A 22,555-nucleotide genomic window follows, 5' to 3' on the forward strand; every position below is an offset into this window, starting at 1 on the left:
ATTGGTATTCAGAGAAGGTTAACCAAGCCTTTCAGAGGTGAGACGTACGGCGCCTTCCCTAACGGAAGCGCTTTTTGCCGGCATCCGAAATCGGGGTTGCCTTCCACCTCGCCAAATCATAAAAGCGACGTTGGATCACTGCAATCCTGGAACCGCTCGCCTCAGCAGTTTCCCGCCGAAGGTCGGATGCAAAGGCGGCTCCGTTATCCTTCCAGGCTCAGGTGGTCGCGACGATTTTCGCAGGCGTGCTCCCGTGGCGGGGGAATCGCTTGCGTGAGGAAAACGGCCGGGTTTGCCCCGCGCCGGCTCTTCGTGAGCAAACAAGCTGGTCCGGCTCAGCCCGGGCTTTGGTTCAAAAGGTCTGCTGGGTGCCGATGGCTTCAAGCGCAATCATGGAAAGGTCCGCATCAAACCGCGCCATAGTGGCTGCGGGCGGCACCGCCATTGCGCTCAAGCGGCGGCTAGCGGACATTCAATTATCCGGCATGCACACAGATACAGGCGCACAGCGGCGGGCATTGCCACGCCAGCTGCGGCCGTCGGCTGCCGGCAGGAAACAAGATAATGCCCAACAAGATGCTGATAGACGCCTCCCACCCGGAGGAAACACGCGTTGTCGTCGTTCGCGGTAACCGCATCGAAGAATTCGACTTTGAATCCCAGGACAAAAAGCAGCTCAAAGGAAACATCTACCTCGCCCGCGTAACCCGCGTCGAACCTTCCCTCCAGGCAGCCTTTGTCGAGTATGGCGGCAACCGTCACGGTTTCCTCGCCTTCAGTGAAATTCATCCCGACTATTACCAGATCCCGGTCGCCGACCGTCAGGCTCTGCTGCGCGCCGAAGCGCAGGAGGCCGAGGACGAAGACGACGAGGAAGCGGAGAACGGCGAAGAGCAGCAGGCTCGCGATCGCGGCGGCCGGCGCAACCGCCGGCGCGGCGGCAAGAACCGCGACCGCGGCGAGCACAGACACGCTTCCTCGGAAAGCGAGGAAAGCCCGGCTGAGGCCGTAGCGGCTGATGAAACCGTCGAGGCTTCTGCCGAGAATCTCGAAACCTCCGCTGAGACCGTCGAAGTCGAAGCGGTGTCGGAGACGGCCGAGCAATCCGATACGGAGGCTGGCGACGCCGCCACGGGCGAAGAGGACGGCAAGCCGTCCGAAGGTGGCCCGACCTCGATTGCCGCGAGCGTCGAGGCCGACGTGATTTCCGAGGCGGTCCCGCAGGCGGATCAGCCCGAGCAGGCTCCCCCCGAACAGGTCGGCGAAGCCGCCGCCAGCGACGATGATCGCGGCATGCTGGAAGAAGTCTCGTCCGCGCATTCGGACGAGCATGAAGTGGAATCGGTCGGCGCCGAGGATGCGCTCGAGGAAATCCGCAACCGCCGCAAGCCGGTGCGCCGCCAGTACAAGATCCAGGAAGTCATCAAGCGCCGCCAGATCCTTTTGGTGCAGGTTGTCAAGGAAGAGCGCGGCAACAAGGGCGCGGCGCTCACCACCTATCTTTCGCTTGCCGGCCGCTATTCGGTGCTGATGCCGAATACCGCGCGCGGCGGCGGCATCTCGCGCAAGATCACCAACGCCCAGGACCGCAAGCGCCTGAAGGAGGTGGTTGCCGACCTCGAAGTGCCGCAGGGCATGGGCGTCATCCTGCGCACCGCCGGCGAAAGCCGCACCAAGGCCGAAATCAAGCGCGACTACGAATATCTGATGCGGCTTTGGGAAAACGTCCGCAACCTGACGCTGCAGTCGTCGGCCCCTGCCCTCGTCTATGAGGAAGGCAGCCTGATCAAGCGCTCGGTGCGCGACCTCTACAACAAGGATATCGACGAGATCCTGGTCTCCGGCGAGGATGGTTACCGCGAGGCCAAGGACTTCATGCGCATGCTGATGCCCAGCCATGCCAAGGTGGTTCAGCCGTACCGCGACACTACGCCGATCTTCGTGCGCAACGGCATCGAGGCGCAGCTCGACCGCATGCTGCAGCCGCAGGTGACGCTGAAGAGCGGCGGCTACATCATCATCAACCAGACCGAGGCGCTGGTCTCGATCGACGTCAACTCCGGCCGCTCCACCAAGGAGCATTCGATCGAGGAGACCGCGCTCCACACCAATCTGGAAGCGGCCGAGGAGGTCGCGCGCCAGTTGAGACTGCGCGACCTTGCCGGTCTCATCGTCATCGACTTCATCGACATGGAGGAGAACCGCAACAACCGGTCCGTCGAGAAGCGGCTGAAGGATCACCTCAAGAACGACCGCGCTCGCATCCAGGTCGGCCGCATCTCGCATTTCGGCCTGATGGAAATGTCGCGCCAGCGCATCCGCGCCAGCGTGCTGGAATCGACGATGAAGCCCTGCCCGCATTGCGGCGGCACCGGCCATGTGCGCTCCGATTCTTCCGTCGCGCTGATGGTGGTGCGGGCGATCGAGGAATTCCTGCTCAAGGATTCGCGCAGCCACATCATCGTGCGTACGCCGGCCGCGACGGCGCTTTATGTGCTGAACCACAAACGCGCCAACCTGGTTGAGCTCGAGGCCCGTTTCGGCCTGACGATCACGATCGAGGCCGATGAAACGCTTGGCACCCAGCATTACGCGATCTTCCGCGGCGCCATCGCCGAGAAGCCGGAAGGCTTCGTCGAGGTGCGCAGCCTGCCGGCCTATGTCGAGCCGGAAGAGCCCGAGGACGAGATCGTCATCGAGGAAGAAGAAGAGGTCGCGGTGCAGGCCGAACAGCCGCGCCACCCGCAGCCGCAGGGCCAGCACCAGCAGCGGTCCGAGGACGGCGAAGGCCGTGATCGCAAGCGTCGCAAGCGCCGGCGGCGGCGTGGAGGCAGGGACCGCGACCGCGAGCATAATGGGGATGCCCAGGCTGCGCCGGCGGAAGCTGGCGAAACCAGCGACGATGCCGCGGATGCACCGGAGGAAGCAGCCCAGGAGGCGACCGCCGGTGGCGAGGCCGTGGCGGCCGCAGCCGAGGATGCTTCCGGCAAGAAGCGCCGGCGCGGCAAGCGCGGCGGCAAGCGCAACCGCCGTGACGACGAGGCTTCGGAGGCCGTCGCCGGCGACGTCGAGGTCGAAGCGGCGGAAGATGAAGACGCCGCAGCCGAGCCGGCGGTAGCAGCCGCGCCCGAGCAGCCTGCTGCTCCCACGGCGGCCAATGACGATGCCGAGGCGGTCGAAAAGCCGAAGAAGCCCCGCCGTTCGCGCGCGAAGAAAGCGGCCGAGGAAGCCGTGGCCGAGACGGTGTCCGAACCTGTGGCGGAAGCTCAGGTCGCGCCCGTGGCGGTCGAGCCGGAGCCGGCCCCTGCCGCTCCTGAGCCGGCACCCGCGGCGGCCGAGGCGGAGCCCGCCGCCAATGCCCATCCGACGCGGCGCAAGCCGCAGTCGACCGACGCGCCGGTTGTTCCCGTCGTCTCCTCGAACGTCTCCGAAGAGGCCAAGGCCGAGGACAAGCCGAAGCGCGCCGGCTGGTGGCAGCGCAAGGGTTTTTTCTAAACCTTTCAGGTCGTTAGACTGATCTTTTGAGAGAATCCCGCGCCGAACCTGGCGCGGGATTTTTCATTTCCGCGAACGGGCATCGTTTTAAGGCGCGAAAATCGACCAGTTCATCATCCGGGCGAGCTTCTCCAGCGCGATGGAGCCGAGCTTGGAGTTGCCGTTCTCGTTAAGGCCGGGCGACCACACCGCCAGCGAAGCCACCCCGGGCACGATGCCGAGAATACCGCCGCCGACGCCGCTTTTGCCGGGAATGCCGACATGGAAGGCGAAATCGCCGGACCCGTCATAATGGCCGCAGGTCAGCATCAGCGCGCCGATGCGGCGCGCCCGCTCGGCCGACACGACCGAATGCCCGGTCGCCGGATTCCTGCCGCCATTAGCCAGAAAGCGCCCCGCCATGGCGAGCTGACGGCAGCTCATGGCAATGGCGCAATGGTGGAAATAGACACCCAGCGCCAGCTCCGGCTCATGATGGAGATTGCCAAAGGATTTCATGTAGTTGGCCAGAGCGAAGTTGCGGTAGCCGGTGGCCCGCTCGGATGCCGCCACTTCGCGGTCGATGATGATCGTCTCGTCATCGGCGAGGAACTGGATGAAGCGCAGGATCTCTCCGATCGCCTCGCGCGGCTGATGGCCGGCGAGCAGCACGTCGGAGACGACGATGGCGCCGGCATTGATGAACGGATTGCGCGGGATGCCGTTCTCATGCTCGAGCTGGACAATCGAGTTGAACGGATTGCCGGACGGCTCGCGGCCGACGCGCTGCCAGAGCGCATCGCCGATTTTGCCCAGCGCCAGCGTGAGGGTGAAGACCTTCGAGACGCTCTGGATGGAAAAGGGCTGATCGGCATCGCCGGCAAGGATGACGCGGCCATCATTGGTCACGGCGGCGATGCCGAATCTCTTCGGATCGACCTTGCCCAGCTGCGGGATGTAGGTCGCCACCCTGCCGCGACCGGTGCGCTCAGCCATTTCGGCGGCGACTTCCGCCAATGCTTGCTCGAGTTCCGGCATGGCTTCTATTTCAGCCAGCGTTCGATGCGGGCCAGCGCCTCGACCATGTCGTCATGGCTGCCGGCATAGGAAAAGCGCATGGTACGATGCCCCTGCTGCGGATCGAAATCGCGGCCCGGCGTCGCCGCGACATGCGCCTCGGCCAGCATCTTGCGGGCGAAGGCCATGCTGTCATTGGTGTGGCGGGTGACATCGCAGAAGGCGTAGAAGGCGCCGTCCATGGGCGCGGCCAGCGCGAAACCGAGCTCCGGCAGGCGTTTCATCAGAAGGTCGCGATTCCAGGCATAGCGCGCCTTAACTCTCTCCAGTTCCTCCGTCGCCTTGAAGGCCTCGATCGCGGCGATCTGCGACAATTCCGGAGGTGAGATATAGAGGCTTTGGGCGATGCGCTCGACCGGCCGCACCAGTTCCTCGGGCAGCACCATCCAGCCGATGCGCCAGCCGGTCATGCAATAGTATTTCGAGAAGGAGTTGATCACAGTCACGCCGGCGCCATGCGCCAGCGCGGTCACATCGGGCGCCGCATAGGCCAGCCGATGGTAGATTTCGTCGGAGATGACGGCGATGCCGAGTTCCTCGGCCGTCTTCACCAGGGCTGCAAGTTCGTCCGCCGGGATCACCGCACCCGTCGGATTGGCGGGGCTGGCGAACAGCACGCCTTTCAACGGCTTCTCGCGATGCGCGGCCTTCAGGTGCTCGGCATGCAGATAGGCATCGACGCCGAGCTCGATTTCGACGATTTCGATGCCGAGCGCCGACATGATATTGCGGTAGGCAGGATAGCCGGGCGCGGCGATGGCGACGCGGTCGCCGGGATCGAACATGGCCAGGAAAGCGAGATTGAAGGCGGCCGACGAGCCGGTCGTGACGGCAATGCGCGACGGCGCGACGTCGATCCCGTAATGCTCGCCATAGTGCTCGGCGATCGCCTTGCGCAGCTCGGCCAGGCCCAAGGCATCGGTGTAGCCAATGCGGCCGTGCCTGAGGGCCGCGGCCGCCGCCTCGCGGACTCCGGCCGGCGCGGGATCCGATGGCTGGCCGACGGCCATCGACACCATGGACACGCCGGTGGCCTTCAGCCGGTTGGCTTCGGCCAGGATGTCCATAGCGTGGAAGGGCTCGACTTCCCCCCGGCGCGAAAGCGAAACGACCATTTGACCTCTTTCAACTGCCCTGTTTCGGTGAATTCCGCACGCAGCAGCGCAGACTTGCCTTGAACTGCCCTGGTTAAAGGAGCAGCGCCGCACAAATGCCCGATTGATGTGGGGATCACAAGCGCGCAGGAAGTTGCCGGCGCCGACTTTTCATCTTTCGCCCGCTCGTCTACCAGTGGACCTATGTTGAGCCGACTCCGACCATCGATTGGCAGATCGACCTCCCTCAGCCGAACCGCGCGCGGCTTCGCGACGCTTGTGCTTGCCGCCGCCGTCGCCGTGTCGAGCTCGGTCAGCGCCTTCGCGCAAGGCGTGCCGGTGGTGCGCGACGCCGAGATCGAGGCGCTGGTGCGCGATTATGCGCGGCCGATCTTCAAGGCCGCGGGGCTTGCCAATGACGGCATCGACATCGTTTTGGTCAATGATCCGAGTTTCAACGCTTTCGTCACCGGGCGGCGCCTGTTCATCAATACCGGCGCGCTGGTGACTGCCGAAACGCCGAACGAGATCATCGGCGTCATCGCGCACGAAGCCGGCCATATAGCGGGCGGGCATCAGCAGAAATTGCGCGATCAGCTCGACCGCGCCAAAACCATGGCGATCATCGCCACGCTGCTCGGCGCCGGGGCCATAGTTGCCGGCGCCACCACCAGCAGCAAGGGCCTGGCGGGCGCCGGCATGGGCGTCGCCGCCGGGGGCGGCGAGATGGCGCAGCGGTCGATCCTCGCCTATCAGCGTACCGAAGAGATCACCGCCGACCGTTCGGCGATCACCTATCTCAACGCCACCGGCCAGTCCGGCATGGGCATGTTGAAGACCTTCGGCCGCTTCCAGAGCGCGCTGTCGCTGGCCGGCACCCAGGTCGACCCTTACCGGATCAGCCATCCGATGCCGCAGGAGCGCATCGCCAACCTTGAAGTGCTCGTCAAGCAGAGCCCCTTCGTCAATGTTGTCGACCCGCCGGCGCTGCAGCAGCGGCACGACATGATGCGCATCAAGATCGCCGCTTACATGCAGGGCCAGGCGGCCGTCGCGCGGCTGATGCGCAAGAATCCGACCAGCCTCGCCTCGCGCTATGGCGACGCGCAGCAGACCTATCTCTACGGCAATCCGGGCGCCGCGCTGACCAAGACGGCAGCGCTGATCAAGGAACAGCCGAAGAACCCCTATTTCCAGGAACTGCGCGGCGATATCCTGATGAAGGCCAACAAGCCGAAGGACGCGGCGGACGCCTACGCCAAGGCGGTGAGCCTCGATCCCGTGCACTCCGGACTGCTGCTGGTCTCGCTCGGCCAGGCGCAGATGGCGGTGGGCACGCCCGATTCGCTGAAAAAGGCCGTGGTCCAGCTCAACAACGGCGTCGGGCGGGACAAGGAGAATGCCGACGCCTATCGCTTCCTGGCGCAGGCCTATGGAGAACAGGGCGACATTCCGGCCGCCGATCTCGCCACCGCAGAGGGCCATTACTATGCCGGCGACTACAAGAATGCGAAGATCTTCGCCATGCGCGCTCAACAGAAATTGAAGCGCGGCGAACCCCGCTGGGTGCGCGCTCAGGATATTATAAACTACACACCGTCTAATAAACTCAAATGAACCTCCCGGACGTCAGCGACGACGAAGGCGGACCAGAACAGGCAAAAGGACGACGATTATGAACAAGGCAATCCTGCTTGGCAGTGCCGGCGGTCTGGCGGTGGCGCTCGGCATGCTGGCCTTCGGTTTCGTGGCGGGAAATCCGCAAGCCGCGAAGGCCGACACCGTGCAGGTGGCTCAGGTAACGTCTTCCACCGACACCAAGGCGGCCGGCGACACCAAGATCGACCGCAAGGAGGTCGAGGGCATCATCCGCGATTATCTCTTGAAGAACCCGGAAGTGCTGCTCGAGGTGCAGGACGCGCTCGAGGCCAAGCAGAAGGAAGAGCAGCGGCTCGCCGCGCTCGGCGTCATCAAGAATTCCAAGGACGAGATCTTCAACTCGACCTTCGACGGCGTCGTCGGCAACCCGAAGGGCAAGGTCACGATCGTCGAGTTCTACGACTACAATTGCGGTTTCTGCAAACGCGCCATCGAGGACATGCAGGCTCTGACCAAGGCCGACCCTGACCTGCGCTTCGTGCTCAAGGAGTTCCCGATCCTCAGCCCGGATTCGCAGAAGGCCAGCGTCGTCTCCATGGCGTTCCACCTGATGCATCCGGAGAAATACGGCGAGTTCCATACCGCGCTGCTCGGCGGTCAGGGCCGCGCCACCGAATCCACCGCCATCAAGGTGGCGCTTTCGCTCGGCGCCGACGAGGCGGCGCTGCGCCAGAAGATGAAGGATCCGCGCATCGCCGAAACGCTGTCGCGCACCTACGATCTTGCAACGAAACTGTCGATCACCGGCACGCCGTCCTATGTGGTCGGCAACGAGGTGATCTTCGGAGCGCTCGGCCAGCAGGTTCTGACGGAAAAGATCGAAGAGGCCAAGAGCGCGCTGTAAGCGCTTGTGGATGCAAAAGCCGGCCGCTGTGGACAGCGTAAGAACGCACTTGCGCTCTTTTCGCGGGCGGCTATGCCCATTATAGAGGCCCAGTGCGCCGGCTTGGGCTCGGCGTGAAACAAGGTCGGCATATTGAAAACGATTTTCGTCCTCAATGGTCCCAATCTCAATGCGCTCGGCAAACGCGAGCCGGGGATCTATGGCGGCAAGACGCTTGCGGCCATCGAAGAGGACTGCAAGGCGGCGGGCGCCGCGCTCGGCCTTGAGATCGATTTTCGCCAGTCCAATCATGAGGGCGATCTGGTCGACTGGATCCAGGAAGCCGGCGACAAGGCTGCAGGCATAGTCATCAATCCCGGCGCCTACAGCCACACCTCGATCGCCATCCATGACGCCATCCGCTCTGTTGCGCCGCTGCCCGTCGCGGAAGTCCATCTTTCCAACATCCACGCGCGGGAGCCCTTCCGCCACGTCTCCATGGTCGCGCCGGTCGCTGTCGGTATGATCTGCGGGTTCGGGCCGCTCGGCTACACGCTCGCGCTGCAGGCACTGGCGGCACGCCTGTGACCGGCCCCCAAACAGAAGGCTCGAAAATGTCGATAAAAAAGACCGGTGTTGACCAGCAGTTGATCCGCGATCTGGCGGGCATCCTGAACGACACCAATCTGACCGAGATCGAGGTCGAGCTCGGCGACCTCAAGGTGCGCGTGTCGCGCCAGTCGCAGGCTGTCCATGCGGTTGCCGCGCCCCTGCCCGCGATCGCCGCTCCCGTCGCCGCCGCGGCTCAGCCGGCCGCGGCCGCCGCCGCGGCGCCTGCCGATCCGTCCAAGAACGCCGTGCCATCGCCGATGGTCGGCACTGTCTATCTGGCGCCCTCGCCCGACGCCAAGCCGTTCGTCGAGATCGGCCAGAAGGTGAAGGAAGGCCAGACGTTGCTCATCATCGAGGCGATGAAGACGATGAACCAGATCCCTTCGCCGCGCGCCGGCACGGTGACGGCGATCCTCATCGAGGATGCCCAGCCGGTCGAGTACGGAATGCCGCTGGTGGTCCTCGAGTAGGAACAGCCAAGAGATGTTCCAGAAGATCCTCATCGCCAATCGCGGCGAAATCGCGCTCCGGGTGCTGCGCGCCTGCAAGGAGCTCGGCATTCAGACGGTGGTGGTCCACTCGACCGCGGATTCCGACGCCATGCATGTGCGGCTCGCCGACGAGAGCGTGTGCATCGGCCCGCCGCCGTCGCGCGAAAGCTACCTCAACATCCACCAGATCGTCGCCGCCTGCGAGATCACCGGCGCCGATGCCGTGCATCCGGGCTATGGCTTCCTGTCGGAGAACGCCAAGTTCGCCGACATCCTCGCCGCGCACAACATCACCTTCATCGGCCCGTCGGGCGACCATATCCGCATCATGGGCGACAAGATCGAGGCCAAGCGCACGGCAAAGCGTCTCGGTATTCCTGTCGTGCCCGGCTCCGACGGCGCGATCACCGACGACAAGGAAGCCAAGCGTGTTGCGGCCGAGATCGGCTATCCGGTGATCATCAAAGCCTCCGCCGGCGGCGGCGGCCGCGGCATGAAGGTGGCTCACACCGAAGCAGATCTCGAAGTCGCGTTGCAGACGGCAAAGTCGGAAGCGGGCGCGGCCTTCGGCGACGACGCCGTCTATATCGAGAAATATCTGGAGAAGCCGCGCCATATCGAGGTGCAGGTGTTCGGCGACGGCGCCGGCCGAGGCGTGCATTTCGGCGAACGCGACTGCTCGCTGCAGCGTCGTCACCAGAAAGTCTGGGAAGAAGCCAACTCCCCCGCGCTCAACACCGAAGAGCGCTCGCGCATCGGCGGCATCTGCGCCAAGGCCATCGCCGATCTCGGCTATTCGGGCGCAGGCACGATCGAGTTCCTCTATGAGAATGGCGAGTTCTATTTCATCGAGATGAACACCCGCCTGCAGGTCGAGCATCCGGTCACGGAAGCGATCACCGGCATCGACCTCGTGCATGAGCAGATCCGTGTCGCATCGGGCGGCGGGCTGTCGGTCAGGCAGGAGGACATCAAGTTCAACGGCCATGCCATCGAGTGCCGCATCAACGCGGAGGACCCGCGCACCTTCACGCCCTCGCCCGGCACGATCACGCATTTCCATACGCCGGGCGGCCTTGGCATCCGCGTCGATTCCGGCGTCTATTCCGGCTATAAAATCCCGCCCTATTACGACAGCCTGATCGGCAAGCTGATCGTGCATGGCCGCAACCGCGTCGAATGCATGATGCGGCTGCGCCGCGCGCTCGACGAATTCGTCGTCGACGGCATCAAGACAACGCTGCCGCTGTTCCGCGACCTTGTCGGCAATCCGGACATCGCCAATGGCGACTACGATATCCACTGGCTGGAAAAATACCTGGCCAAGGGTGAATAGCACGGGGATGCGATGACCCGCCCCTACGCGCCAGGCTATCGCATCCCGACCGACCTGCTGCTCAGGGCTTACGCCTCGGGCGTCTTCCCGATGGCCGAGAGCGCCAACGACCCGGAAGTGTTCTGGGTGCGGCCGGAAACGCGCGGCATCATTCCGCTGAACGGGTTCCATATACCGCGCAGCCTCAAAAAGACGATCCGCAAGCATCCGTTCGAGATTCGCTACGATTTCGATTTCGAGGCGACGATCGACGGCTGCGCCGAGAAGCGCGAAGAGCGCCGCTCGACGTGGATCAATGCGCCGATCCGCGAAGCCTATGTCGAACTCTATCGCCTCGGCCACTGCCATTCGGTCGAAGCCTGGCGCGAGGACCGCCTGGTCGGCGGCCTTTACGGTGTCTCGCTCGGGCGCGTGTTCTTCGGCGAGAGCATGTTCGCCAGGGAGACCGACGCCTCGAAGACCTGCCTCTATTATCTCGTCGAGCGACTGAAGGCGCGCGGCTTCGCGCTGCTCGACACGCAGTTCACGACCGAGCATCTGAAGCGCTTCGGCGCCATCGACGTGCCGCGCGGACAGTATGAGAAGCTGCTGGCCGAAGCGCTGAAGGGCGAGGCCGTCTTCTATCCTTGAGGTCAGCCCTGCGAAGTATCCAGCGGCGTCTGCGCGTGAAACATCATCTTCCAGCCGTCGGCGCGGTGAACATAGCCGGTGCTGACCAGCGCGGCATGGGATTCGCCGTTCTCACGCGTCGCGCGCGCTTCGTAAGTCAGCATGACGATATCGCTGCCCGGCTCCACCATGCCCTTCACCTTGATGTCGAGGTCGCGCCAACGCTTGGGTTTGCTGGCCGTTGCAGCCAATTCGGCATTCGTCATGGCCTTGGCCATTCCCGGGAACGCCACCAGGCACTCCACATCGGCATTGGCTTCATAATAGGCGGAATCGCCGGTCCAGAAACCCCTCTCGATGTCGAGAAGCTCCTGCTTGTTGGCCATGAACGGCTTCGTGGGGGTCATCGCGGAATCCTCCTCGCCTTGCCGAATTGGAACGGCTCAAAGGCAGGCAGGTTCCGAGATCAGTTCGCGTTGGTCGCGTCGTCCGGCTCCGGCGTCGCATCAGCCGGTTCTGGCGCGGCGTCGGCCGGCTCCGCCGAAGCCTTGGGTTTGGCGGCCTGGGTCTTCGACTTGCCTGTCTCGGCCTTTGCCGCGGTCGGCGGCGGCACGTCCGACTTCTGCTTGCAGCCCTTGAGCCAGACGTCATAGACGGCGTGCTCGACGGCGTTGAGACCAGGGCTTTCGGCAAACATCCAGCCGGTGAAGATCCGGCGAATCTTGCGGTCGAGCGTGATTTCGTCGACTTCCACGAAGGAATCGGTCTTCGGCTGCTCCGTATCCGGCCGCGAATAGCAGACGCGGGGCGTGACCTGCAAAGCACCGAACTGCACGGTCTCGTCGACATAGACGTCGAAGGTGATGATGCGGCCGGTGATCTTGTCGATGCCGGCAAACTCGGCCACCGGATTGGTGATGCGGTCGGCGGCCGCGGGCGCGGGGGCCGGCGCCTGCGCGGCGGCGAAGACTGTCGTCGAGACCACCAGAACGGACGTCGCAGCGATCAGCGCCTTAGAGATATGGCCGAAAGAACTCATGCAAAATACCGGTGGTTGTGCCCGGGTGATTCTTCAATGCCCAAGGCTAGTCATGGCTGCGCAGTCAGCAAGCAGCTAAACGCCAATTGTGGCGATAAAGGATCGAAGCAGCGCCTTGGATTGCGATCCGGAGGATTACGATCCCGGCGTCCAGGCATCGTAGTCGCCGGTCACTTGCGGGCGATGCTGGTTGGTCAGGATCGAACCTTGCGGCCGATAGGCGCCGGGCGTTCCCGTGAGGTTCGCCCGATGCGGCTTCTGCCATTCGCGCGGCTTGTAGCTCTCGCTCGAGGGAGGCGTGTCGACGCGGTGATGAATCCAGCCATGCCAACCCGGCGGGATCTTCGAGGCCTCCGAATAGTCGCGATAGATCACCCAACGGCGGGTGCGGCCTTCCGAATCGACTCCGCCCTCATAATAGACGTTGCCGACTTCGTCCTCGCCGATCTTCTTGCCGAAGCGCCAGGTGTGGAAGCGGGTGCCGAGCGTCTGGCTGTTCCACCAGGTGAAAAACTGCAGCAGGAAAGTTTTCATCCAGATCCTCGCGGCGGCAGCGGCTCCTGCCTTTCCCCTGCTTATGGCGTCACGCCAACGCGAAGGCAAGGGTTTTGCCATGCCCGAATGGAAATGCTCGATGCGCTAAATCGATGCAGTTGTTCTGCCGGCGATACCGCGGCTTGCCAAGCGCTGCCCGGCTTTCTAAAGCTCGGCCTGCCCCTTCCGGACGCGCCTTGAGCCGGATGATTTCAGGTCGAATCGACCTGAAATCATCCGGCTCAAAATCAAAGAGATAGAGCATGATGTCGTCCGAAAACCGCTACACACTTTTCGGCATCATGCTCCTAGGGAGGTGACGATTGACCCGTGATCCGTCCGCCGACAGCCGGATCGGCGCCGAAGACATTCGTCGCCGCAAGGGCGGCGTGCCGATCGTCTGCCTCACCGCCTATACGTATCCCGTCGCCCGCCTGCTCGATCCGCATGTCGACCTGCTGCTGGTCGGCGACAGCGTCGCGATGGTCCTGCACGGCCACGCAACCACGCTCGGCGCCTCGCTGGAGATGATGATCGCCCATGGCCAGGCCGTGATGCGCGGCTCGGCCAAGGCCTGCATTGTGGTCGACATGCCGGCCGGCAGCTATGAGGACTCGCCGGCACAGGCCGCAAAGTCCGCGGGGCGTATCTTCGAGGAAACTGGCTGCCAGGCCGTGAAGCTCGAAGGGGGCGTCTCCATGGTCGCCCAGATCGCGGCGATCGTCGCCGAAGGAATACCGGTGATGGGTCATATCGGCCTGCAGCCACAGTCGGTGGAGAAGGACGGCGGCTACAAGATCAAGGGCCGGACGGAGGAAAATATCGCGGCACTGTTCCGCGATGCCGAAGCGGTGGAAGAAGCCGGCGCCTTCTCGGTCGTCATCGAAGGGACGATGGAGGCCGTGGCCGCGAAGTTGACCCGTCATATTTCCATACCGAGCATCGGTATCGGCGCCAGCGCCGACTGCGACGGCCAGATCCTGGTGATCGACGACATGGTCGGCATGACGGTCGACCGCGTGCCTAAATTCGTCAAGGAATACGCGGATTTGCGCAGCGTGGTCGCCGATGCGGCGGCGCGCTACGCGGCCGAGGTGCGCAGCCGCGCCTTTCCCGGCCCCGACCACGTCTTCACGATGGCATCCGGCAAGGACGAGACATGAACGCTCCAATCGTCGTCGACAGCGTCGCCGCCCTTCGCGCACAGGTCCGGGACTGGCGCCGGGCCGGACTCAGGGTCGCCATGGTGCCGACCATGGGCGCGCTGCATGACGGCCATATTTCGCTGGTCAGGATCGCGCTTGAACGGGCCGAGCGCTGCGTCGTCTCGATCTTCGTCAATCCGGCGCAGTTCGCGCCGACGGAGGATCTCGACAAATATCCGCGCCAGCTGGCCCGCGATCTCGACCGGTTGCGGGAGGCGGGCGCGCATCTCGCCTTCACGCCGGGCGTTAGCGAAATGTACCCGGCCGGTTTCGCCACCAAGATCTCGGTGGGCGGCCCCTCTTCCGGCCTCGAGACGGACTTCAGGCCGAATTTCTTCGATGGTGTCGCGACCGTGGTGGCGAAGCTCTTCCTGCAGGCTGAGCCCGATTGCGCCGTGTTCGGCGAGAAGGACTACCAGCAGCTTTGCGTCGTCAGGCAGCTCTGCCGCGATCTCGATCTGCCCGTCGAGATAGTCGGCGCGCCGACCGTGCGCGACGCTCACGGCCTCGCTATGTCGTCGCGCAATGCCTATCTCGGCGAGGCCGAGCTCGGCGTCGCGCGCCAGCTCAACGTGATCCTGCGCCGCACGGCTGCCGCACTTTCGGACGGCGCGGATGAGGCGGCCGCCACCGAAGATGCGGCAAAGGCCCTTGTCTCAGCAGGCTTCCGGAAGGTCGACTATGTCGCCGCCCGCGCGGGCGTCACGCTTGCACCCTGGCAGCGGAACCGCAACGGCCGTCTGCTTGCGGCAGCCTGGCTCGGCACGACGCGGCTGATCGACAATGTGGAGATTCCCTCCGCCTGAGCGCCCGCGGCCCGATCGGCTGCCGATCCGCAGGCTGTCGCCGCTGCGCCCCGTGACGCCTACTCTTCCGATGGCATATGCAGATACATCGACTGGATGCCGACGCGCCCGGGACCGGTGAAGCGATTGACGACGAAATTCATGGCGGCGCCGAAGAAGCCGCTGGAAAGCTTGTCGATCCTCGTATCCATCCTCACCGAAGCGTCCTTGAACAGCCAGCCGCCCGGTTCGACATCGATGGTTTCGCCGGGCGCCAGCACCTTTTCGAAGACGTTGCCGTAGCCGTGCAGCCAGACGATGCCGTCGCCTGTCTCGCCACGGAAACGGTCGATGAAGAAGCCGCTCTGGCCGAACAGCATCGTTCCCAGCCCGCGTACGCGCTCGAAGCTATAATCGACGCTGGCGGTGGCGGCGAGGAACTGATGCTCGCGCACCTGGATTTCTTCGCCGCGCCGGAGACGGATCGGCACGATATGGCCCGGCCCGTCACGGCTGAAGGCGATGACGCCGGACCCGGACGCCTCGGTGACGAAGATCTGCATGCCGGCGATCATGCGCTTCAGCGCGCCCTTCAGCGACTTCAGGCCGATGGTGATGGTGGTGTTCTTCCAGAGCAGGATATGGTGCTCGAAATAGACCGGCATGTTGGTCACATCGATCGACAGCACCGGGACCAGTTTCGCCGGCGACGTGATAGGTCACGCCGCCAAAAGTGGCGTCCGACACTTCGGTCGGCATCAGTTCCGGCAGGCCCGGCATGGTTATCCCCCATTGCGGCGACGCTTCTACCTTGTGGAGTTTGCGACGCCGGCAACGACCAGCCTTGGTCGCGCGGATCGGCGCGATCAAATCAAAACCGCGCGATGAACAGGCGTGCCCGATTTAGCCCAGCCGTTTTTCCATGATGAGCGCGGGCAATGCCGAATTGCCACCGCAATTGGCGGTCCTGCCCGCCGGCCGGAAGCCATTGGCCTCGTAGAAGGCGATCGCCACGGCATTCGCTTCCTCGACTTCGAGGCGCAGCGTATCCATCTCCGGAAAACTGGCTTCGACTTCGTCGAGTAGCGACTGGCCAACCCCCTGCCGCTGAAGGGCCGGATGCACGTAGAGCTGGTTCAGAAGGACGATCTTCGGGTCGGTGGTAGCGGCGGCGAATGCCATGCCGCCGAGCCGCTTGCCGTCGTCAGCCACAAGGAACTCGGAATTCGGCCGTGTCAACCGCGCCTTGAGCGAGGCGATCGAATGCCAGTCGTCGGTGATCGCCGTAACCCGCTCGGCGCCGTAGATGGCGTCATAGGTCGCATGCCAGGCCTCGACCAGCAGCGCGCGGACCGCAACAAGATCGCGCTCGCTGGCGGTGCGAACGAACATCGCCCTATTCGATGCCCAGCTTGGCCTTGACGAGGTCGTTGACAGCCTGCGGGTTGGCCTTGCCGCCGGTGGCCTTCATGACCTGGCCGACGAACCAGCCGGCCATGGTCGGCTTGGCGCGCGCCTGCTCGGCCTTGTCCGGGTTGGCGGCGATCACCTCGTCGACGGCCTTCTCGATTGCGCCGGTGTCGGTGACCTGCTTCATGCCGCGGCTTTCGACGAGCTGGCGCGGATCGCCACCCTCGTTCCAGACGATCTCGAACAGGTCCTTGGCGATCTTGCCGGAAATGGTGCCTTCCTTGATCAGGTCGAGAACAGCGCCGAGCTGCTCGGGCGAAACCGGAGCATTTTCAATATCCTTGCCGGCTTTGTTCAGCTGCCCCAGGAGATCGTTGATGACCCAGTTGGCAGCGAGCTTGCCGTCGCGCCCGGCGGCAACCTTCTCGAAATAGTCGGCGATCGGCTTTTCCGAGACCAGCACCGAGGCGTCATAGGCGGACAGCCCAAGCACATCGACCAGCCGCGCCTTCTTGTCGTCAGGTAGTTCCGGCAGGTCCTTGGCGAGCGCGTCGACATAGGCCTGGTCGAATTCCAGCGGCAAAAGGTCGGGATCGGGGAAATAGCGATAGTCATGCGCTTCTTCCTTGGAGCGCATCGAGCGCGTCTCGCCCTTGTTCGGGTCGAACAGGCGCGTCTCCTGGTCGATCTTGCCGCCGTCCTCGAGAATGGCGATCTGCCGGCGCGCCTCGTATTCGATCGCCTGGCCGATGAAGCGGATCGAATTCATGTTCTTGATCTCGCAGCGCGTGCCGAACGCGCCGCCCGGACGGCGCACCGAGACGTTGACGTCGGCACGCAGCGAGCCCTCGTCCATGTTGCCGTCGCAGGTGCCGAGATAGCGCATGATCGAGCGCAGCTTGGTGACATAGGCCTTGGCCTCGTCGGCCGAGCGGATGTCGGGCTTGGAGACGATCTCCATAAGCGCCACGCCGGAGCGGTTGAGGTCGACATAGGACATGGTCGGGTGCTGGTCGTGCATCGACTTGCCGGCATCCTGTTCCAGGTGCAGGCGCTCGATGCCGACCTCGATATCCTCGAACTCGCCCTGGCGGTCAGGGCCGACGGAGACGATCACCTTTCCCTCGCCGACGATCGGCTGCTTGAACTGCGAGATCTGATAGCCCTGCGGCAGGTCCGGATAGAAATAGTTCTTCCGGTCGAAGACCGACTTGTGGTTGATCGCGGCCTTGAGGCCCAGCCCGGTGCGGATCGCCTGCTTGACGCATTCCTCGTTGATGACGGGCAGCATGCCGGGCATTGCCGCGTCGACCAGGCTGACATTGGCGTTGGGCGCGGCGCCGAACGACGTCGAGGCACCGGAGAAAAGCTTGGCCTGCGAGATCACCTGCGCATGCACTTCGAGCCCGATGATGATCTCCCAGTCGCCGGTGGCGCCGGGGATCAGACGTTTTGCGTCGGGGGTGCGGGTGTCGATGATGCTCATGATCTGCCGTCAGTTCCAGAATGAGTGCGCAGAATGTCCGCGCGTCGAAGGGTATAAATCGTACCGCTTCGCTAGTGCAAACAGCCCGTCGAGACAAGCGCAAAGCCCGCCCATTGGCCTTTTCCGCCACGTTCGCCTATAGGACATCCATCCCAATGGAGAGTGGATGTCCACTTACGCTCAGTCCCGGTGAAGCCCTGACCTCTTAGGCGAGGCAGGGCAGAAAAACCTGAAACCCCGTGCCGCGACGTCTCGCGGCGGCGGCTTTTGTTGTTTTTCCCGGGGACTTTATCCAATGGACATTTCGCGCAGCGCATGAACCCGAAAATCGGAACCGATTTTCGGAAAGGATCATGCGCCAACCAAGAGTGCCACAGCGTCCTTTTGCGCGTCCAAGAGGACGCGCGGCGCTGTGGGGAACAGCGCATCCTGCACCTGCTCGCGCAGGGCGGGCGTATCGAAATCGAAAAGAACGAGAGCAGGAAGATCGCCTCGGTCCAGTGCCTGACCCGCGACGGCTGGCGCTACCGGGCTTCGACCTGGAGCTCTTTCGAAAACTGAGACGCAAGAAAGCGGTTTCCTCGTCGGACGGCGGCCCTCACCGCATCACCCGGCGCGGGCTCCAACTCGTCCGCGCCGAACTCGACAACCGATAAAACCCGCTCCCGCCGGCTGACAACAGCCAGCGTTTTCACTCAAGATCAAGCGGTGGCGATGTATTGCTTGATCTCCTCGGCCTCGCGCTCGACATCCTCGATGCGGCGCTTGACCACGTCGCCGATGGAGACGATGCCGTCGAGCAGGCCGTTTTTCTCCACCGGCAGATGGCGGAAGCGGCCTTTCGTCATGATCTCCATGACCTCGTTGACCGTATGGTTTTCGTTGCAGATCTTCACCTTCGGCGTCATCGCCGAACGCACGGCGATATCGAGCGCGGCGGCGCCCTCCCTGGCCAAGACCTTGACGATGTCGCGCTCCGAGAGGATGCCGACGATCTTTCGGTCGCCATTGGTGATGACGAGCGCGCCGATCCTGTACTCGGCCAGAATGCGAATGGCCTCGCTGAGTTTCTCATTGGGCCCGAGCGTGAACACGTCATGGCCCTTGCTTTCAAGAATTGCCTTAACCGTCATGGCGTCCTCCACTGCCTTTGACGCCGGCTCCCCACCTCAACCGGCTTTTGAGCCCCTGCGCCCCTAGGAAGACACCGGGTGGCTCTAAGCGCGCCGAGGCGCGCTTGTGTTTTTGATGCATGTCGTTTTCCCAAAACCGCTGCGCACTTTTAGGCGACATGCATGGCAACATCGTGCGCCGTGATTGGTTGCTTTTCAAGTGCGCCTAAGGATTAGGCGGCAGCCAGCCGCGATCGAAGAAACGCAGTCCGAAGAAGCCGGCGATGAAGCCGCCGATATGGGCTTCCCAGGCGATCTGGCCATCGACGCCCGGCGCGAAGCCGAGCAGGCCGGTGGCCAGATTGATCACCATCCAGACGCCAAGAAAGGTCATGACGCCGCGCGAGCGCAACACGGCCGCTATCGGCAGGGGCTCGCCGGCAAAGGCCGCCCTGCCTGACGACCGGTCGATGCGGAAGCCGTAGCGCGCGGCCGCGCCCATCATGCCGGAAATCGCGCCCGATGCACCGACGAGCGGCACCTCGCCATAGGGATGCAGCACCCAGAACAGAACAACAGAAGCCAGCCCGGTCACCGCGAAGAATATGGCGAAGCGTAGCGCGCCGAGACGATTGGCGAGCGGCGAGCCGAAGGCCGCAAGCCAGATCATGTTGATGGCGATGTGGGCAATGCCACCATGCATGAACGCATAGGTGAATGGACGGGTGAACAGGAACCAGTCGAAGCCATATTGGCCGGTGTAGAGCACCGGAATAAAGGCGCCGTCATAGAGCAGCGTCATCTGCTGGGTCTCGTTCAGCGCATATTGCTGCAGCAGATAGACCACGGCGCAAATGGCGATCACCGCAAGCACGACCGGCGGCAGGTTGAACACCGGTTCGCGGCGCCGCGGCTCGGGCGCCTCATCCGGCTGCGGTTCGGCTTCGATAGGGCTTGCCGGTTCGTTCATGCGCCTTCGCAGGTCTGGGACTCGAGGTTCGGCGAGCATGTAGATCACGCCCGTTCGAATCACAAACGGCTAATCGCCACGGCGTCCCATCCGAAAAGTGGCGAATCAGAACAGGGTCGAATCAAAAAAGAGGCCGTCCAGGTGTCCCCCTGAACGGCCGGTCGAGTCCCCTGCTCCCCGTAAACCCGTGACTGAAGTGCTGCCGATCGCTGCTAGAACGACCATTTGGAGTGGTTTTGATGTGCCACGGGCCTCGGCGGCACGCAATGTAAACCACTTGTTAACCTTAACGACCCCGAGGCGTGAACAAACGTTAACGATACTGGCACGCATCCTGCTCCGCACCGCATGAAGGTCATCGGAGGGCGCCCTGTCTGTTCGCCGATGGGACATCAAAAGACAGATTGTGCGGAGCGGAATGGACATGAAAGAAAAAGGATCAATCGCGCTGTTCCAATATTGGAACCAGCTGCGTGATGGCCGCCTCGCTCCGAAACGATCGGAAGTGGAGCCGGCCGACATCAAGTCGCTTCTGGCCGACACCTTCATCCTCGAGCGCGACACGCGCGGCGAAGCGGTGTTCCGGCTGGCCGGCACGAGGCTCTGCGCCTATTACGGACGCGAGCTCAAGGGCTTCTCCTTTCCCTCGCTCTGGCGCGAGAAAGACCAGCGGCTGGTGTCGCGGCTCATGCAGGGCGTTTTCGATCAGAAATCGGTGCTGTTCATGACTTACGAGGGATTCAGCCGCAACGGCCGCTCCAACAAATTCGAGCTCCTGGCGCTGCCATTGGATGGCGGCCACGAGAACCCGCGCTGCCTCGGCATTATCAGCGCCGCCGAAAAGCCGTTCTGGCTGGGCGCGGACCCGCTCGGCGACGCGCTTATCGACACGATCCGGGTGATAGATCCCGAGAAGGAACCGATGTTCCTGAAGAACCGGCCGGCGATCGAGGTTCCCTCACTCGTTCCGTCCGAATTCGATCCTCCGGAAACCATTTCGGCGCTCGGCCGCGTGCGCCGCATCCGCCACCTCGTCGTCCTCGACGGCGGACGTCACGAATGAGCTTGGCCGCGCCGGATTTTTCTCTCGCCCGCGGTTAATATTCTGCGTCGTACAAGCCTACAGGCCCGGGCTTTCGCGGCCGATTTTTCCCGTTTGTTAACCTGCTTTGCTGTAGTTTTTCGGGCGAAATTCCACGCATCGTCGCGCGGAATGCCAACGAGGTGCAGGCGGTCATGAGGTCAGCGGCGGTAGAATTTGCACCGTCACGAGCTGAGCGGCGCAACTTTCAGCGTGTCCGGGTCAAGATTTACGGGCGCTTCATGCTGGAAGACCGCACCGAGCATCCATGCCAGGTGATCGATATGTCACCCGGCAACGTCGCGTTGCGCACCGACCGTATCGGCATGCCGGGCGAGAAGGTTATCGCCTATATCGACCATATCGGCCGCGTCGAGGGGATCGTGACGCGCACGTCGCAGGACGGTTTTGCCATGACCGTCATCGCCTCGGACCGCAAGAAGGACAAGCTTGCCGCACAGCTCACCTGGCTTGCCAACAAGCATGAGCTGGACCTGCCCGAGGATCGTCGCCACGAGCGCGTGGCGCCGCGCAATCCGATGAGCGTCCTGCAGCTCACCGACGGGCGCCAGTATCAGTGCCGCATCATCGACCTGTCGCTCTCGGGCGCCGCGATCGAGATCGACGTCAAGCCGGCGATCGGCATCCAGGTCATGCTTGGAACCATGCGCGGCCAGGTTGTGCGCCATTTCGAGGATGGCGTCGCTATCGAATTCGCGGTCATCCAGCGCCCGGAAACGCTCGACCAGGAATTCAACGCGCCGCGGTCATAAAGGGCGAAGCCGCCGAGCTCGCACTTCACCTGGAATTGCTTAAGCGCGGGCTTGCCCACAAGCGAAGCGGACCGGCCCCTGGCGGCCGGTTTTTTGTTGCCGGTTTGGCCGGCCTGCTGACCGGCGGAACGTCGCAAACCTGAATAATTCAAGATAGCGATAGTTCAAATTTTATGCTTGTTCTACTGGCGTTTTACTCAATGTCTACTTCGCGTTTTTGCGTCAAATAAATCCCAACGTGGCACAGTCTCCTCAAACGGGGAGACTACAAGAATGAAAATGACGAGGGGCAAGCTGTTGCTCTTGGCAATGGCGATGCAGCTTTCCGCGTGGGGCACGGCAAGCGCAGGACCGGTTTACATGCATACGGGTGGCCGCACCACCCAGCCGGTCGGTCACTATGATTTCTGTCAGCGCATTCCGGGCGAATGCAACGAGCGGACGTCGAAGGGGTCGCCGGTCGAACTGACGCGCAAGCTGTGGGCGACGATCGTCAACGTCAACAATTCGGTCAACACCCGCGTCAAGCCGCGCACCGACATGGAAATCTACGGTGTCGAGGAATACTGGGCCTATCCCGACAATGGCGTTGGCGATTGCGAGGACTACGCGCTGGAGAAGCGTCGCGCGCTGATGGCCGCGGGTGTCCCGGCCGGCAATCTGTTGATGACGGTGGTGCGCCAGCCGAATGGCGACGGCCATGCCGTGCTCACCGTGCGCACCGGCCTCGGCGAGTTCATCCTCGACAATCTCGAGCCGAAAGTGCTCGCCTGGAACGATACGGTCTACACCTATCTCAAGCGTCAATCGACTGAGAATTCGGGCGTTTGGGTGACCATCAACGACGGCCGCGAGGACGCGGTCGCCAGCGTCCGCTAAGGCGGCAAAGCGATCGGGCACGTCGCGGTGACGCGGCGCGCCCAGAGAGAAAGCCCGGTCGAGTCCCCACCCAACCCGTCCCCCACGCCCCGGGTTTAGGCGCCCG

The 22,555-nt window shown here is 63.4% G+C and carries 23 protein-coding genes and 1 pseudogene; 13 read left to right on the forward strand and 11 right to left on the reverse strand.

Annotated features, from left to right (window positions below; all coding sequences use genetic code 11):
- The first annotated feature begins 564 nt into the window (after positions 1–564).
- On the forward strand, positions 565–3,495 hold the full coding sequence (locus tag CK230_RS31595) for a ribonuclease E/G (RefSeq protein ID WP_095820695.1): 2,931 nt from the start codon (positions 565–567) through the stop codon (positions 3,493–3,495).
- An 87-nt stretch (positions 3,496–3,582) separates the two neighbouring features.
- Here the strand turns inward: CK230_RS31595 and CK230_RS31600 are convergent, their stop codons facing one another.
- Both CK230_RS31600 and CK230_RS31605 read right to left on the reverse strand, forming a co-directional pair.
- A complete protein-coding gene (locus tag CK230_RS31600; protein WP_176480296.1) occupies positions 3,583–4,512 on the reverse strand; it encodes a glutaminase in 930 nt (309 codons plus the stop codon).
- A gap of 5 nt (positions 4,513–4,517) precedes the next feature.
- Positions 4,518–5,666, reverse strand: a complete 1,149-nt coding sequence (locus CK230_RS31605) for an aminotransferase class I/II-fold pyridoxal phosphate-dependent enzyme (protein WP_095820697.1) — start codon at positions 5,664–5,666, stop codon at positions 4,518–4,520.
- A 183-nt stretch (positions 5,667–5,849) separates the two neighbouring features.
- Here CK230_RS31605 and CK230_RS31610 point away from each other — a divergent pair, with 183 nt between their 5' ends.
- From CK230_RS31610 to aat, 6 genes are all read left to right on the forward strand, one after another.
- Positions 5,850–7,262, forward strand: coding sequence for a M48 family metalloprotease (locus CK230_RS31610; RefSeq protein WP_095820698.1), 1,413 nt, complete (start codon positions 5,850–5,852; stop codon positions 7,260–7,262).
- A gap of 58 nt (positions 7,263–7,320) precedes the next feature.
- On the forward strand, positions 7,321–8,148 hold the full coding sequence (locus CK230_RS31615) for a DsbA family protein (protein WP_095820699.1): 828 nt from the start codon (positions 7,321–7,323) through the stop codon (positions 8,146–8,148).
- Positions 8,149–8,280: 132 nt separating this feature from the next.
- Positions 8,281–8,715: a type II 3-dehydroquinate dehydratase gene (aroQ, locus tag CK230_RS31620; RefSeq protein ID WP_095820700.1), complete on the forward strand. Its 435-nt coding sequence runs from the start codon at positions 8,281–8,283 to the stop codon at positions 8,713–8,715.
- A 26-nt stretch (positions 8,716–8,741) separates the two neighbouring features.
- Positions 8,742–9,209 carry an acetyl-CoA carboxylase biotin carboxyl carrier protein gene (gene accB / locus CK230_RS31625; RefSeq protein ID WP_095820701.1) on the forward strand — a complete coding sequence of 156 codons (468 nt, stop codon included), beginning with the start codon at positions 8,742–8,744 and terminating at the stop codon, positions 9,207–9,209.
- A 13-nt stretch (positions 9,210–9,222) separates the two neighbouring features.
- Positions 9,223–10,566, forward strand: a complete 1,344-nt coding sequence (gene accC, locus CK230_RS31630; RefSeq protein WP_095820702.1) for an acetyl-CoA carboxylase biotin carboxylase subunit — start codon at positions 9,223–9,225, stop codon at positions 10,564–10,566.
- A 12-nt stretch (positions 10,567–10,578) separates the two neighbouring features.
- Positions 10,579–11,196 carry a leucyl/phenylalanyl-tRNA--protein transferase gene (gene aat, locus CK230_RS31635; RefSeq protein ID WP_095820703.1) on the forward strand — a complete coding sequence of 206 codons (618 nt, stop codon included), beginning with the start codon at positions 10,579–10,581 and terminating at the stop codon, positions 11,194–11,196.
- A 2-nt stretch (positions 11,197–11,198) separates the two neighbouring features.
- On the opposite strand, the gene CK230_RS31640 is transcribed toward aat, so the two are convergent.
- The 4 genes from CK230_RS31640 to CK230_RS33405 form a co-directional block, all read right to left on the reverse strand.
- Positions 11,199–11,582 carry a hypothetical protein gene (locus CK230_RS31640; RefSeq protein WP_095820704.1) on the reverse strand — a complete coding sequence of 128 codons (384 nt, stop codon included), beginning with the start codon at positions 11,580–11,582 and terminating at the stop codon, positions 11,199–11,201.
- Positions 11,583–11,641: 59 nt separating this feature from the next.
- Positions 11,642–12,214 (reverse strand): DUF2155 domain-containing protein, encoded by a 573-nt coding sequence (locus tag CK230_RS31645; protein WP_095820705.1) that lies wholly within the window; start codon positions 12,212–12,214, stop codon positions 11,642–11,644.
- Positions 12,215–12,349: 135 nt separating this feature from the next.
- The gene (locus tag CK230_RS31650; RefSeq protein WP_095820706.1) at positions 12,350–12,748 is read right to left on the reverse strand and encodes an NADH:ubiquinone oxidoreductase subunit NDUFA12; all 399 of its coding nucleotides are present in this window, start codon (positions 12,746–12,748) and stop codon (positions 12,350–12,352) included.
- 49 nt (positions 12,749–12,797) lie between these two features.
- Positions 12,798–13,013, reverse strand: coding sequence for a hypothetical protein (locus CK230_RS33405; RefSeq protein WP_176480294.1), 216 nt, complete (start codon positions 13,011–13,013; stop codon positions 12,798–12,800).
- Between the two features lie 58 nt (positions 13,014–13,071).
- Here CK230_RS33405 and panB point away from each other — a divergent pair, with 58 nt between their 5' ends.
- Positions 13,072–13,911, forward strand: coding sequence for a 3-methyl-2-oxobutanoate hydroxymethyltransferase (gene panB / locus CK230_RS31660; protein WP_095820707.1), 840 nt, complete (start codon positions 13,072–13,074; stop codon positions 13,909–13,911).
- Entirely contained in the window at positions 13,908–14,759 is an 852-nt protein-coding gene (gene panC / locus CK230_RS31665) for a pantoate--beta-alanine ligase (protein ID WP_095820708.1), read from the forward strand. The genes panB and panC overlap by 4 nt, the downstream gene beginning before the upstream one ends.
- Before the next feature lie 59 nt (positions 14,760–14,818).
- On the opposite strand, the gene CK230_RS31670 is transcribed toward panC, so the two are convergent.
- From CK230_RS31670 to gatB, 3 genes are all read right to left on the reverse strand, one after another.
- Positions 14,819–15,427, reverse strand: coding sequence for an AIM24 family protein (locus CK230_RS31670; protein ID WP_245430130.1), 609 nt, complete (start codon positions 15,425–15,427; stop codon positions 14,819–14,821).
- Positions 15,428–15,641: 214 nt separating this feature from the next.
- Complete coding sequence (locus tag CK230_RS31675) at positions 15,642–16,130, reverse strand: GNAT family N-acetyltransferase (RefSeq protein ID WP_095820709.1); 489 nt, start codon at positions 16,128–16,130, stop codon at positions 15,642–15,644.
- Positions 16,131–16,134: 4 nt separating this feature from the next.
- Positions 16,135–17,634 carry an Asp-tRNA(Asn)/Glu-tRNA(Gln) amidotransferase subunit GatB gene (gene gatB / locus CK230_RS31680; protein ID WP_095820710.1) on the reverse strand — a complete coding sequence of 500 codons (1,500 nt, stop codon included), beginning with the start codon at positions 17,632–17,634 and terminating at the stop codon, positions 16,135–16,137.
- A 384-nt stretch (positions 17,635–18,018) separates the two neighbouring features.
- Here gatB and CK230_RS31690 point away from each other — a divergent pair.
- Positions 18,019–18,290 (forward strand): annotated as a pseudogene (locus CK230_RS31690) (YjhX family toxin).
- 45 nt (positions 18,291–18,335) lie between these two features.
- On the opposite strand, the gene CK230_RS31695 reads toward CK230_RS31690, so the two are convergent.
- Both CK230_RS31695 and CK230_RS31700 read right to left on the reverse strand, forming a co-directional pair.
- A complete protein-coding gene (locus CK230_RS31695; protein WP_095820714.1) occupies positions 18,336–18,767 on the reverse strand; it encodes a CBS domain-containing protein in 432 nt (143 codons plus the stop codon).
- A gap of 205 nt (positions 18,768–18,972) precedes the next feature.
- A complete protein-coding gene (locus CK230_RS31700; RefSeq protein ID WP_095820711.1) occupies positions 18,973–19,716 on the reverse strand; it encodes a rhomboid family intramembrane serine protease in 744 nt (247 codons plus the stop codon).
- Between the two features lie 424 nt (positions 19,717–20,140).
- Between CK230_RS31700 and CK230_RS31705 the strand changes: the two genes are divergently transcribed.
- From CK230_RS31705 to CK230_RS31715, 3 genes are all read left to right on the forward strand, one after another.
- Positions 20,141–20,779, forward strand: coding sequence for a PAS domain-containing protein (locus CK230_RS31705; RefSeq protein WP_095820715.1), 639 nt, complete (start codon positions 20,141–20,143; stop codon positions 20,777–20,779).
- A 173-nt stretch (positions 20,780–20,952) separates the two neighbouring features.
- Entirely contained in the window at positions 20,953–21,570 is a 618-nt protein-coding gene (locus tag CK230_RS31710; RefSeq protein WP_095820716.1) for a PilZ domain-containing protein, read from the forward strand.
- Positions 21,571–21,843: 273 nt separating this feature from the next.
- Positions 21,844–22,449 carry a transglutaminase-like cysteine peptidase gene (locus CK230_RS31715; protein ID WP_095820712.1) on the forward strand — a complete coding sequence of 202 codons (606 nt, stop codon included), beginning with the start codon at positions 21,844–21,846 and terminating at the stop codon, positions 22,447–22,449.
- Positions 22,450–22,555: the final 106 nt, after the last annotated feature.

Origin of the sequence: Mesorhizobium sp. WSM3859 (genome assembly GCF_002295065.1) — a bacterium.
Taxonomy (GTDB): domain Bacteria; phylum Pseudomonadota; class Alphaproteobacteria; order Rhizobiales; family Rhizobiaceae; genus Mesorhizobium.